General features: G+C 57.8%; 10 protein-coding genes. All 10 read right to left on the bottom strand.

The annotated features are described in order from the left end of the window. Window positions 1-1444 (bottom strand): UvrD-helicase domain-containing protein (locus ABLA28_RS02040; RefSeq protein WP_347712306.1); only part of this gene is annotated, 1444 nt, incomplete at its 3' end. 77 nt (window positions 1445-1521) lie between these two features. Then, the gene (gene hypA / locus ABLA28_RS02035) at window positions 1522-1884 is read right to left on the bottom strand and encodes a hydrogenase maturation nickel metallochaperone HypA (protein ID WP_347712305.1); all 363 of its coding nucleotides are present in this window, start codon (window positions 1882-1884) and stop codon (window positions 1522-1524) included. A gap of 122 nt (window positions 1885-2006) precedes the next feature. After that, a complete protein-coding gene (locus tag ABLA28_RS02030; protein WP_347712304.1) occupies window positions 2007-3857 on the bottom strand; it encodes an ABC-F family ATP-binding cassette domain-containing protein in 1851 nt (616 codons plus the stop codon). Window positions 3858-4209: 352 nt separating this feature from the next. Further along, window positions 4210-5328 (bottom strand): ATP-NAD kinase family protein, encoded by a 1119-nt coding sequence (locus tag ABLA28_RS02025; RefSeq protein WP_347712303.1) that lies wholly within the window; start codon window positions 5326-5328, stop codon window positions 4210-4212. A 91-nt stretch (window positions 5329-5419) separates the two neighbouring features. After that, on the bottom strand, window positions 5420-6982 hold the full coding sequence (gcvPB, locus tag ABLA28_RS02020) for an aminomethyl-transferring glycine dehydrogenase subunit GcvPB (RefSeq protein ID WP_347712302.1): 1563 nt from the start codon (window positions 6980-6982) through the stop codon (window positions 5420-5422). Window positions 6983-7042: 60 nt separating this feature from the next. After that, a complete protein-coding gene (gene gcvPA / locus ABLA28_RS02015; protein ID WP_347712301.1) occupies window positions 7043-8434 on the bottom strand; it encodes an aminomethyl-transferring glycine dehydrogenase subunit GcvPA in 1392 nt (463 codons plus the stop codon). Between the two features lie 87 nt (window positions 8435-8521). Next, window positions 8522-9397, bottom strand: coding sequence for an SDR family oxidoreductase UcpA (gene ucpA, locus ABLA28_RS02010; protein ID WP_347712300.1), 876 nt, complete (start codon window positions 9395-9397; stop codon window positions 8522-8524). Between the two features lie 24 nt (window positions 9398-9421). Beyond that, the gene (locus ABLA28_RS02005; protein WP_347712299.1) at window positions 9422-10639 is read right to left on the bottom strand and encodes an ethanolamine utilization protein EutH; all 1218 of its coding nucleotides are present in this window, start codon (window positions 10637-10639) and stop codon (window positions 9422-9424) included. Window positions 10640-10824: 185 nt separating this feature from the next. Next, window positions 10825-12216 carry a sensor histidine kinase gene (locus tag ABLA28_RS02000; protein ID WP_347712298.1) on the bottom strand — a complete coding sequence of 464 codons (1392 nt, stop codon included), beginning with the start codon at window positions 12214-12216 and terminating at the stop codon, window positions 10825-10827. Between the two features lie 24 nt (window positions 12217-12240). Next, complete coding sequence (locus ABLA28_RS01995; protein ID WP_315100338.1) at window positions 12241-12819, bottom strand: response regulator; 579 nt, start codon at window positions 12817-12819, stop codon at window positions 12241-12243. Window positions 12820-13141: the final 322 nt, after the last annotated feature.

Here is a 13141-nt window from a genome sequence, read left to right as displayed (position 1 = left end):
GATGTAGCTCCGTCTCGTGGGCTCGGAGATGTGTATAAGAGACAGCCCCGACCTGTCCCCTCACCGGGAAGGCCCCCTCCCCCACGGCGCGCCAGAAATCCGCGGCCGGCGAGGCGGGCACGACGCCGGAGACCTGCCACTCGGCCCATTCCTCCCTCTTCTTCGGCCCCATGCCCTTGACCGCAAAGGCGGCCACGCGCTCGAAAGAGGTGCGGTCGTCCGGGTTCACGGCCAGCTTCAGGACCGCCAGGACGTCCCGCACCTCCCTGCGCTCGTAGAACGCCGTCCCCCGGACGATCCTGTAGGGGATGCCCGCCTCCAGGAGCTTCTGTTCGTAGAGGCGGCTCATGGCGTTCTGGCGGTACAGGATGGCCATGTCGCCGTAGTCGTAGCCGTGGCCCAACTTGAGACGCCCGATCTCCGCGGTGATGAAGCCGGCCTCCTGAAGGTCGCTGTTCGCAAGCAGGGTGTAGACCTTCTCGCCCGCCCCCCGGGCGGTCCTGAGATCCTTCTCCCTGCGCGCGGAGTTGTTGCGGATCAGGGCGTTGGAGGCCCCCAGGATGTTTCCGGTCGAACGGTAGTTCTCGTCCAGGATGATGGTGCGGGCCTCCTTCTGCCCCTCCCCTCCCGTGAAGTCCCGTTCGAAGTTCAGGATCATCCCGATGTCCGCCCCGCGCCAGCCGTAGATGGACTGGTCCGGGTCGCCCACGACGTTCAGGCGGCACTCCGGCCCCGTGAGGTAGCGGAGCAGCAGGTACTGGGGGCGGTTGACGTCCTGGTACTCGTCCACAAGCAGCCAGCGAATCCGCTCGCGCTCCCTCCGCCGCACCTCCTCGTCCCCCGCCAGGACCTGCAGGGGGACGATCATCAGGTCGTCGAAGTCCACGGCGCCGCGGGACCGCAGCTCCCTGCGGTACGCCTGGGCGGCGTCCAAGTAGAGCCCCTCCAGGATGGACTCCCGGTTGCCGGGGGTCCAGGCCGCCCGGTCCCGGGATATGGCGTCCAGGACCGAGGCAGGCTCGACATCCTTGGTGTTCACCCCCATCCCCTCCAGGATCTGCTTGACCAGCGCGCGGCTGTCCCCGCGGTCGAAGACGGCGAAGCCCGGCTTCACACCCGCGACAGCCTCCGCGGCCTCGCGGTTCCGGAAGAGGAACTTCAGGCCGAAGGCGTGAAAGGTGCTGACGCGCACATCCCCGGCCCCCGAGGGGACGAGTGCCGAGACGCGCTCGCGCATCTCCCCGGCCGCTTTGTTGGTGAAGGTCACGGCCGTGATCTCCCACGGTTTCGCCAGGCCCTCCGCCAGAAGCCACGCGATCTTGTGCGTCAGGACCCGCGTCTTTCCGCTCCCCGCCCCGGCCAGGATCAGGAGCGGCCCGTCTATGTACGTCACGGCCTCCCTCTGCCTGGGCGAGAGGCGGTCCAGAATGCCTTTATCCGACATGATATCGTCTCCTTAAGATTTTCCGCCTCCGGCGGCCCCCGCACAGGAGCGGGCAGCCAAAGCCATCCCCCGGAAAGCTACGCCTCGGGCCCGTTCCCCGCCTCCACCTCCATGGAGTCGATGGAGAGCTCCAGGCCGGACAGAAGCTCCACGTCCGGGCTTCCGCATTTGGGGCAGAGGAAGGCCGTGCTCTCGCTGTCGGCGACCTTTCCGCAGGCCCTGCAGCGGAAGACGATGGGCATGGAGAGGATCGACAGGTTCGCCCCCTCGGTGACGGTCCCCTTCGAGACCACGGAGAAGGCAAAGGACATCAGCTCGGGGTTGACCTTCCTCATCCCCCCGACCTTCAGCACGATGCGGCGGACGCGCCTCCAGCCCGAACGCTCGCAGAGGTCCAGGATCGCGTTGTTTACGGATTCCGTCAGGGACAGCTCGTGCAATTCGGGGCCTCCTCCCCACAGATGGAACTCGTGAAAGCACAAAGGAAGCGCTGACTCAATCAGCGTTCCCCCAAACAAATATCGAGAGCCGAGGGCCGGAATGGCCCCGGCCCGCCATTCCGTCATCCCGGCAGGACGATGCCCTCCAGGCGGAGCGACAGGGCCTCCCAGCGCTCGTAGGCCTCCGAAAGCTCGTCCGAGAGCGCGCTGCGCTCCACCATGAGCTCCCGAATCCGCGCCGAGTCGGCGAGCACCGCAGGATCGCTCAGGTCCGAGTCGATCGCGTCCCTGCGGGACTCCATACCCTCGATCCGCTTTTCCAGGGGCGTCAGCTCCCTGCGGATCTCGCGCCGCTCCCGTTCGGCCCGCTCCCGCTCCGCGGCCACCCGCCTGCGGGCCTCGCGGGCATCCGCGACCCGGAGCGCACCGTCGGGTTCGGGGCCCCCGTCCCGGCGCTCCATCTCCTCCCGCTTCTCCAGGAACCAGGAATAGTTGCCGGGATAGTCGTAGAGCCGCCCGTCGCGAATCTCGAGGACCCGCTCCGCCAGGGCGTCCAGAAAATGGCGGTCGTGGGAGACGATGAGAAGCGTCCCCCGGTACTGGAGCAGGGCGTTCTGCACCAGTTCCCGGGTGCTCCGGTCGAGGTGGTTCGTCGGCTCGTCCAGGATCAGGAGGTTGGTCTCGGCCAGCATGAGCTTGAAAAGGGCCAGACGCGCCTTCTCCCCTCCCGACAGGACGGACACGCGCTTATGGATGTCCTCCCCGGAGAACAGGAACGCGCCCAGCAGGCTGCGGCGGCCAACGTCGTTCAGGACCGAGGGCGCCGATCGGGCCTCCTCCCATATCGTATGGGAATAATCCACGTTCTGCGCGCTCTCCTGAGAGTAGAAGGCTGCCCTGACGTTGTGCCCCAGCCGCACGGCCCCGGTGGTCGGCTCCTCGGTCCCGCTCAGGAGGCGCAGCAGGGTGGACTTCCCCGCCCCGTTGACGCCCACCAGGGCGACGCGCTCCCCGCGGTTGATGGAGAAATCGAGCCCGTCGAAGACCCGTTTTCCGTCGTACTCCCTGGAGAGGCCGCGGGCGCTCAGGACCTCCCAGCCGCTGTCCGGGGCCTCGGGGATGCGGAACCGGACCTCCTTGTCGGGGCCGTCCAGCACGATGGGCTCCATCTTCTCGAGCCGCTTCAGGCGACTCTGTACCTGGGCCGCCTTGGACGATTTGTAGCGGAAGCGGTCGACGAAACGCAGGGTCTCCTCCACGCGGCGTCTCTGATCCTCGGCCGTGCGCTCCAGCCGCTCCCGGGCCCATTGCTTCTCCAGCAGATAGCGATCGTAGCCGCAGGGGTAGAGCGTCAGGCGGCCGTGCTCGAGCTCCGCGATCTGCTCGGCCATGTTCTCCAGAAAACGGCGGTCGTGCGACACGGCGACGACGGCCCCCTTATGGCCCCGCAGCCATCCCTCGAGCCATTCCATGCTCTCGGTGTCCAGGTGGTTCGTCGGCTCGTCCAGCAGCAGCACGTCGGGGGCGGAGAGCAGCAGGGCCGCCATGGCGATGCGCATCTTCCATCCGCCGGAGAACTCCGAGCAGTTCCGCGCCCCATCCTCCTGCGCAAAACCCAGGCCGCGCAGCACCTTCAACGCCGCCGCCTCGAAGCCGAAGCCCCCCAGGTGCTCGAAATGCCGCTCCAGACGGGAGTGTTCGTCCAGCAGTCCGCCGAGGTCCCGCGTCCCCTCGTCCGTCCGGGACAGGGCGAGCTCCACCGTGCGCAGGCGCGCCTCCAGCCCGGCGAGCCCCACGCGTTCCTTCAGGAGGTCCAGGACCGGAACGGGCTCCAGCTCCACGAGGTCCTGGGGCAGGTAGCCGACCCTCAGCCCCCTGGAACGCTCGACGCGTCCTCCGTCCGGCTCGATCTCCCCCGTCAGGACGCGCAGCAGCGTCGTCTTCCCCGCCCCGTTGTTGCCGACGAGCCCCATCCGGGCCCGATCCCCGATCAGGCAGCCGACATCGTCGAAGACGGCCTTCTCCCCGAAGGCCAGCCGAAGCCCCTTGATGTCGATCAGAACAATCCCTCCCGTAACCTTACGGCATATGCCGCCATCTCACTAAAAAGTATATACCACGGCGCAAGTGCCGGGGAAAGGCGTTCCTATCGGGCGGTAGGCAGCAAAAAGCCGCCTTCCGCTCAACTTTCGTCCCCGAACCGGAAGGGGACAAAAATATTAATGATGGCGGATTCCCCTCCGGAACCCGCCATCATCGACTACGTACAGTCCACAGGTATCTCTTGAAAACGTTTATTCACATCCCCTCTTCCGCAGAGGCATCTCAGGCGGACACTTTGGCCATGACGGATTCCCCATAACCGACAATGACCCGAATGTACCCTGCCAGGGCCTGATTCACCTCCTCGTCCCCGGTATCGACGTACAGCGATTTTCCGAAGAGGGAGAGCATCTTATTTTTCGATGCAGCGACAATAATGTTCTCCCTCCCAACTTTTTTGATGATGGAAGCGCTGATCTGCTGATTTCCGCGTCCGAATATATAGCCCTGTCCCCCGATGACCGTCACGAGAATTCTCACCTTGTCATAGTTCTCCATGGTCCGGAGGATTTCCCGCTCGGTGCAGTCGGAAGCGATGACGGCGCCGCCATATACCAGGTCAACGCCCAATAAGGTATTCTGAAGACCAAGTCTCTTCATAATGGCGGCGATGGTCGATCCCGTTCCTACGATATACAAAGTGTCATCTTCCCACGTATCTGCAATATAGTTGGAGAGGAGCTCCACGGATGCACTTTCGCTGAACCCTCGTCCGCTCTTCAGGTTTTGCACCATCTTTGATTCGTTCGGGACCTGAAGATATCCATATAGACGGGCCTGCACGATACCCTGGCGAAAAAGGTCCTCGTCGATATCCATAACCTCCGCCTCTCGGGTCTCCCGCACCTTTCCAAGCGCATATTGCCCCATCAGCATCCCTGCCGTCCGAGGATTCACGGCGTAGACTCCGGAATGGATCTTACAGCCCGTCGGTATCCCCAGCACCGGTATCGTCGTGCCCACCGCATCCATAATATCTCTGGCTGTGCCGTCCCCGCCCGCGAATAGTATCAAATCGAGTTTTGCGTCCCGAAGCATCCTGGCGGCACGAATCGTATCCTCCGGGGTAGTGTGCCCCTGCTCTATCCTTCCCAAGACGGTACAGTCCAGCCCCGCCTCCCTGCATATATCCGCCCCCATCTCTCCGGGATACGTATAAATATCCAGGGCCCCCGCCGCCTCTTTCAATGCCCTCATGGCCACCAGCGCTTTTTTCCCGCTCTCTGCCACTGCTCCCAATTCCAACGCCCTTTTCAAGGTAGCCTCGCCATCGGAGCCTTTCAATCCCACCTTGCCCCCGATACCCGCCACCGGATTGACGATAAACCCCAGCTTCTTCATATTTGACAGGCCCCCAGACACGATATTCCGACCCCATTGAGAATCAGGCCGGGGAGAGTATCCCCGGCCTCGAAACATTCCTGTTGCACGATCACTTGATGTTGTGTTTACGTTTATAGGCCCTCCAGGTGATCGCCCACTTGCTGGGATCATCAAGTTCCTCCTCGTTGATCCTCCGATGCATTGCCGTATTATGAGGAGCGTTCTTAAGCAAAGAAGGATTCTCCATCGCCTCTTTGGCGCAGATCTCCACCACCTTGCAGTATTCCTCGATATCCTCCTTTGTGTAGGACTCACACGGCTCGATTGTCATGGGCTCCGGAATGACCCACGGATGGTGGCTGGACCAGAACCACGGAATGCCGTAATCCCCCATCCTGCAGTTCATGTCCTCGGATCCGATGTCGTATTTCTTCTTCAGTTCCTCGAAGCTGTAGCGGATCTGCTCCTGACGGACGATTCCGTTGCCTTGGAACGCATGGGTCACGCCCGGAATCTTTTCCATCATCTTCAGCATATAGTTATTGTTGATGACCGATACTTCGGCGCATTCCTTCAAGCCGTCCGGCCCCATCATGCGGCTCCAAGCATAGGCTTTCAGGATGACCGCCGACTGACCGATATATTCGCGGACCCTCCCGATGCTCTCCGGCTTGTCGTAATCGAGATAGTATTTACTGCCGTCGAACTCTACGGTCGGGACCGGCAGGAACTTCGCAAGGTAGTCGCGTACTCCGAAAGCGCCGCTGGCCGGACCTTCGCCTCCATGAGGAGTTCCGAAAGTCTTATGAACGTTGAAGTGGCACATGTCGAATCCGGCTTCCCTCGCCCTCGCTATGCCCAAAAACGCATTGGCGTTGGCCTGGTCGTAGAAGCACAGGCCTCCAACCGCATGAATTGCCTCTACGATCTTATCGGCATGGATGTTGTAGATACCGATATCCTCCGGATTGGTCATAAAGATCGCGGCCGTATGCTCGTTTGCAGCAGCCTTGATCGCCTCATAGTCCGGCATGCCATGCTCATCCGGATAAATGGTTATGATCTTGAAGCCCGCCGTTGCAGGGCAGGCGGCATCACAGGGATGCGAAAAGATCGTCGTGATGATCTCGTTTCTTTGTGCCAATTCGCCGCGGGATTCATGGTAAGCTCGCACGACGGAGGCCGCCGTATACACGGCATGGTTGCCGCCGCCCGGCTGCAGAGAAAATTTGTCCAGTCCGGAAACCTCTTTGACCACCTTTTCGAAGTCGTAGTATATCTGCAACATGCCTTGGACCGTCTCCGGGTCCTGGTCGGGGTGAATATCCGCGAAGCCGGGATTGAGGGTCAGGGACTCGCAAAGGCGCGGGTTGTATTTCATGGTACAGGTCCCCTCGGACATATCGTTAGAAAGGTTCGAGCCCATAGTTTCCTGCGAAAGGTGAATGTAATGGGCAAGCACATGCTTTTGCGGAACCTCCGGCAAGTCCAGGGAGCTTTTCCTTCTCAGGCCGACCGGCAGCTTCGAAATGACATCCCCCGTTTCCTTCACGATTCCGTCCTCGACAAGCGGCGGAATGATTCCCCGCAGGCCCGGGGTGGAGAGTTCGTAAATAATCGGCTCATTCCATCTTGCCTGATGAAAATCTTTTCTGACGTTCACCTTAGCCATTTATATAACCTCCATCTCCTTGTCCATCACTGCAGTTATCGTAGGCAGCATCCCGACGCCCTATGCGCAAATCTTCTTCAGTGCATCGAACAGCGCGTGCAAATCCTCCTGCGTATGAACTTCCGTCACGCTGTAAAGGGCACTTTGTCCGTACTCGGGAAATTCTCCGCTGATGTCCTTTCCGCCCAGGATTCGATGCTCCAGCAGAGCCTTGTTGATCTCCTTCACGGTCTTTCCCGTCCCGTTGAAGTCGACCATAAAATCGCAGTAGCTGTATCCTTTGAGGGGGATCTTGATTCCTTTGATCTTGGCAAGCCCCGCCTTGGCGTACTCGACCCGCTGCAGAATCCCCTCGCCCAGTTCCTGGAATCCCTGCGGCCCCATGAGAGCCATATAGACCGCTGCCGCCATTCCATGCAAAGCCGTCGTGGTTCCGATGAAGTCCTTTCCCTTTTCCCGGGAGGCGTAAGAGGTCCTTTCGTAGTAGACCTCGCCGAAACCGTACTCCCCTTCCTTCTGCGTCTTGCAGATCCCAAACAGAAGGGCAGGATATTCTCCGAGGAATTCCTTCTCGTCCTTCGTCGCGATGAATCCACCGACGCCGCCCCCATACATCATGTGCAGCCCCAGAGGCTGGAGGTCGCCGACGGCATAATCCGCGCCATACGCGCCCGGAGCTTCCAGCACCCCAAGGCTGGTGGGGTCCACGCCGACCATCGCAAGAGCTCCGGCACCGTGCGCCGCCTTGACGATATCGGCGACCTGCTCTTCCAAGGCACCAAGATAGATGGGATTCTCGAAATAAACGCAGGCGACCCGATCGGAGAGCTTCGACTTCAGATCCGTCATATCCATCATCCCGGTCTCCTTGTGATAGGCGACCTTGACGACCTTCATCTCGGGCTTGCAATAATTCTTCACCACCGACAGCCTATCGGGAGCCATATTGCCGGCAACCAGGATTTCCTCCCTGCCCGTTGTACGCTTCGCCATCCTGCAGGCAATTGCGATCGCGTTTGCCCAGTCGTAGGTAGGCGTGCAGCAGGCTTCAAAGCCCGTCAAATCACCAATCATGGAGCTGCTTTCAAACAGCGTCTGAAATTTTCCGTGATCCGTATACGCTTCCCCCACGTAACAGGTCAGGAATTCATCCCGCTCCATAATCGTTTCGACGACCGCAGGAACATAGTGATTCCACGTACCTCCTCCGAGGAAACAAATGTTATCCTTGGCATTTCTGTTCTTGGCCAGAAGCCCCTCTACATGACGCTGAAGGCTGCACTCGGAGATGATAGGGTCCGGCAGGTCCATTCGCCCCTTAAAACGGAGCCGATCCGGGATTTCCTTGTAGATTCCCTCAACGCTTTTCATCCCAATCGCGTCAAGCATCTCCCTCTTTATTCCAGGCTCGGAATTCGGGATATACGGATGGACAAATTGCTTTCTGCTCATTATGTCGACCTCCTGATCTTCAACTGAAATTCTCAACCGAAGCTTTCAACCGAATGAAGTTTTCATCCGAATGGGACATTGGGGAAATTACACTCCCATATTGGACTCCCTGATCGTCGCCGCGCCATCGATAACGATCTGTGAGCCGGTAAGATAACTGGACTCCTCACAGCCCAGGAAGGCGAACAGCTCGCCCACCTCCGACGGGTCGGCCAGACGATGCACGGGGATCCCCTTCGCCATATCCGCAAGTGCACTCTCAGGATCGTCCGGATTGCTCTGCTTGGCGATGCTCTCCGCCATCGGCGTGCGTGCATAACCCAGTTGCGAGCAATTGACACGGATATTTTTCCCCGCAAACTCGATTGCCAGGGCCTTCGTCAGTCCCACCAGCGCGGCCTTGGACAGGGCGTAAGCCGATTCCCCGGGATCCGCCACGATGTCCCCCGTGACCGAGGACGCGATGACGATATTTCCGCCTCCATTCTCGAGCATATTGGGGATTACGGCCTTACAGGTATTCCAGACGCCCTTGATGTTGACATCGATGTGAAAGTCTCTGTCCGCTTCGCTCATCTCCAAAAAGTTCCCGAGACGACAGACGCCCGCGTTGCAGCAAGCCACGTCTATACGGCCGAAAGTCTTCACCATCTCCTCCGCAGCCGCCTTTAAATCCTCCGGCTTCGTTACATTGGCAATCCTCGTAATAATCTCCGCACCATGTTTTTTGCGAAGTTCCTCCGCTTTTTCCTCCACCTTCGGCGACATGTCGATCATGCAAAGTTTCGCACCATACTTTGCGTATACCTCGGATATAGCCGCTCCCATACCCATCGCGGCCCCGGTCACCAACGCCGCCTTTCCGTTCAACTTCGCCGCAACCTGTTTCGACATCCGCTCTTCATCTCCTTGATTCAGAATAGTTTTATCCCATAAACAAAATGCCCGTTCGAGCACTTTCATAATGGGCGAAAAGATCCTTGGGGATCAGGAATTGGGCTGCATCTTGGCCGTCAGCTTCGGGTAGAGGAAATTGGCCAGCAATAACGCCGTAACCCCTGCCGTAAGCTTCCCGAGGACCACGGGGAAAATCATCTCGGAGTCGACCCCCGCGGTAAAACCGAGATGATCTCCGAAGACGAAGGCCCCCGAGACGGAAAAGGCTACGTTGAGGAGCTTTCCTCTGGAATTCATGTCCCCCAACATGGTGTACATGGCGATATGGTTGGCTAAAGAGGCGACCAAGCCCGCCGATCCTTTTTCGTCCATGCCAAGCGCACTCCCGAAATAACCAAGCGCCTTGCCGAAATGCCTTGTGATCCACTTCACCATTGGAAAGGCCCCGATGAGAATGGTGGAAATTTGGCCGCAGATCAGAAGTCCTGTCAACAGAGGAATTTCCCCGTTTGCATCCTCTTCCACCATAATGTTGAGCAATGGGAATTTAATCTGAGTCTGGTATTCGAAGACCGCTATGGCGGTAAAAAACGTAATGACGACCGTGACGCCGGTTCCGAATTTGCTGAAGCCCTCAATCATCTTTCCCGGAGCGAACCACAGGCCCAGAACGATCAACCCCGCAATGAGGATGACGGGAAGCAGATTCACCAATATGGTTCCGATACTTATTTTATGAGGGGTCATGTTCATGACGAGTCCGCCTGCAATGCAGCCTATAGGAATGGTGATCATTCCCGCCAACACTCCGGAACCCAAATACGGGCGGTCCTCTTTTTTGATGAGGCTGAGAGCCACCGGGATGGTGAAGATGATCGTAGGCCCCATCATGCTGCCCAGCAACAGGCCGGAGAATTTTCCCACCGAAGGATCCGAGGTAAGCTCCATCGCAAGGGGGTAGCCGCCTGTATCGCAGGCAAGAATGGTCCCCGCGAACATGGAGGCATCCGCTCCAAGCAGACGATATAGAGGGACTATCACCGGCCGCAGAAGTATGGAGAGCACCGGCGCAGCGGCCACCACCCCGGCCATGCCCAGCGCAAGCGGCCCCATCGCTTGAAAACCCTCCTCAAACGATGCCCCATATCCCCATTTATTTCCGCGCATCCGATCTACGGCTCCCAAGAGCATGAAGATCATCATGACGAAGATAATGAAGGAATTGACGGACAGCTGCTGTACCCATAAGGAAACACTATCCGTGAAACATCGAAAATTCGTTATATTATCGATTAATTCCCGTACCATTTTCCTCCTCCTTCACTTCTCATGGAGCCCGTTCGTTCGAGATCAAAATTCCCCTCACTCAAAAGCTCAAAAAACAAAAGCCCACATACAGTCTGCTGTATCTGGGCTTCAGCGCCTTATTGCCGATACTTCACCGTACCGGCCCTATTCGGTTGGAAAAGTCCTTAATCCATCAGACAGAATCGTTAGATCTGAAAGCCGAATGAAGTATGAGTCCCGTTCTTGTTGGATGCGATGGTCAGGCTTCCCCGCAGTTTTTCCTTAACCAGCACCTCGACGATGTTCAGGCCCAGATGCCCGGGGCGACTGACGTCAAAGCCTCTCCCGTCGTCCTCTACGGAGACGGTCCCGTACAAGTCCATCTCTTTGCCAGTCCGAATCCGAATGCTTCCCTTTGTTTTGCCGACAAATGCATGTTCCAGGGAATTGTGTATAAGCTCATTGACGACCAAGGCAATGGTAGTCGCAAGATTGGAGTTCACCATGCAATCCTTTCCCGCAACGGATATTGATACTTCCTTTTGCTCTGGTTTGTTGGCCCGAATGGCGTTGTCCGCGATGACCCCCAGGACCTCCTGAAGCGACACCCAGTCAATCCCCTTCTTTGCCAGCAACTGATGCGTCGTCGCGATCGTCTGAATACGATCGGCGGTCTCCTCCAGGAGCTCATGAGCCTGCAGATTTTCTATACGCCGTACCTGGAGCCGAATCAGGGAAACAATCGTCTGGAGGTTATTTTTAACTCGATGATGCATTTCCTGCACGGCCACGGACTTCAGGACGAGCTCCCTCTCCTGATTCTTAATATGGGTGACGTCACTGACAAATACCGCGAAGGACACTCCCTCCATCGGATCAGGGATCTTTCGGATCCTCAGGGAGTACCGCCCCATCTGAAGCTCCTCGGTAAAAGCCTCCCGCTCCATGTCCATCTTATCGAGGCAGATGTTTCGATACTCCTGACCCAGGATATCCTCCATATATCCCAGCCTCTTGTATAATTGCCGGGCAATCGCATTGCGGAAAATCACAAAACCCTTGCAATCAATTAAGATTATCCCTTCCTCAATGCAATTTACCACCCATTCCCAGTCCGTCCTGGCAGCGCATTTTTCAGCATCGCATTCCGTGTTCCTGCCCACTCCGCCAAACAGCTCGTGAAACGGCTGGCCGTCCTCCCACCCATCGGCAAAGCGCTCATACGTCAGCACACCGATGGTCTTTCCCTCGTATCGGATGGGAGTAGCGACCTGGATGACAGGGACGTTCTCCTGATTCAAGGCCTTCATTCTCCTGGTCGCACACCCGAGCCGCAACGTTCTGTCCACCGCAGGCTCGTTCAGCCGCCTGGCGAACATGCCTAAAATATACTTCCGATAGGCGGACGAGGCGTTCCGGGGCTTGGCTTGAGCCACCACTACGCTATCCCCGCTGGGACACGGACAGTTGATGAAAACATCCGCCTCCTCCGTATCCGCCAGAAACGGCAACGACAAGGAAATCTGTTTGATATAATTTATCTCTTTTCGTGACAAATCCGTATGTTTCTGACAGAGACGTTCAATCTCCTCCTTCACCTTACATCGCCCTCCAAACTCACCTCATTTCTTCAGGATAATGACCTCCGAAACCCGCCTCATGGATATGTTTTTATCACGGCTGACCTTCCTGATGTAATCGAAAGCTTCCTGCTCGCTCATGCCTTTCTCCGACATCAGCAGGCCCTTGGCACGCTCCACCAGCTTACGGGATTCCAGACGCGAGGACATCGTCTGTAAGTCCCTGCTGAGCTGTGCCTGCTCCCTGCCCCTGGCCACCGCAAGCTCAAGATTGGGGATCAGAATTCTTTCATCCACGGGCTTGACCATATAGACACTGACCCCCGCGTCCCTTGCTCTTTCCACAAATTCGGGATCGCTGTAAGCGGTCAACAGCACAACGGCATCTGCCAAGTGCTCCTCATGAATATCACGGGAAGCGGCAAGTCCATCCAAAAGAGGCATTTTCACGTCCATGAGGACTACATTAGGCAACAAGGATTTGCACAACTGGATCGTATCGAACCCGTCAGAGGCCTCTCCGACTACCGGATACCCCGCCTGCTCGAGCATTTCGCGAAGGTCCATACGCGTAATAGGTTCATCATCCGCAATCAGAATGCGTAATTTTTTCAGCGCCATGTCGTCTCATTCCTTAGAAAGACAAAAAAGTCTGGCCATGATAGATTCATCACTCCAGACTTCAGCGCCCCAAAATCATCCGTCACTTCAGCGTGACGAACATCCCTATTAATTTAAGAAAAGATTACACTATATTGTGGCTATTTGTCAAGCAGGGAAAATGCCCCCTCGTAGAGCAGACAGAAGATTTTGTCCAGCTACGCATTACGCAGGACAAAGGCAATTTCCAGGACAGTTCTGTTGTCCGGGCACTGCAACGTTCCTTGGGACTCCGTGAGATAATGGCGAAATCGTTTCTCCTCTTCCACTCGAGATATTGCGG

It is taken from the genome of uncultured Fretibacterium sp., from assembly GCF_963544685.1.
Classification (GTDB): Bacteria; Synergistota; Synergistia; order Synergistales; family Aminobacteriaceae; genus CAJPSE01.
This window is presented reverse-complemented; position numbering and strand designations above follow the sequence as displayed.

Bases quoted from the DNA above. Each gene is read 5' to 3' on its own strand.
- ucpA (WP_347712300.1), bottom strand. From the start codon at position 9,397: ATGAAAGTGCTCGAACGGGCATTTTGTTTATGGGATAAAACTATTCTG.
- ABLA28_RS02030 (WP_347712304.1), bottom strand. From the start codon at position 3,857: ATGGGGCTCGTCGGCAACAACGGGGCGGGGAAGACGACGCTGCTGCGC.
- gcvPA (WP_347712301.1), bottom strand. From the start codon at position 8,434: ATGAGCAGAAAGCAATTTGTCCATCCGTATATCCCGAATTCCGAGCCT.
- ABLA28_RS01995 (WP_315100338.1), bottom strand. From the start codon at position 12,819: ATGGCGCTGAAAAAATTACGCATTCTGATTGCGGATGATGAACCTATT.
- ABLA28_RS02005 (WP_347712299.1), bottom strand. From the start codon at position 10,639: ATGGTACGGGAATTAATCGATAATATAACGAATTTTCGATGTTTCACG.
- ABLA28_RS02025 (WP_347712303.1), bottom strand. From the start codon at position 5,328: ATGAAGAAGCTGGGGTTTATCGTCAATCCGGTGGCGGGTATCGGGGGC.
- gcvPB (WP_347712302.1), bottom strand. From the start codon at position 6,982: ATGGCTAAGGTGAACGTCAGAAAAGATTTTCATCAGGCAAGATGGAAT.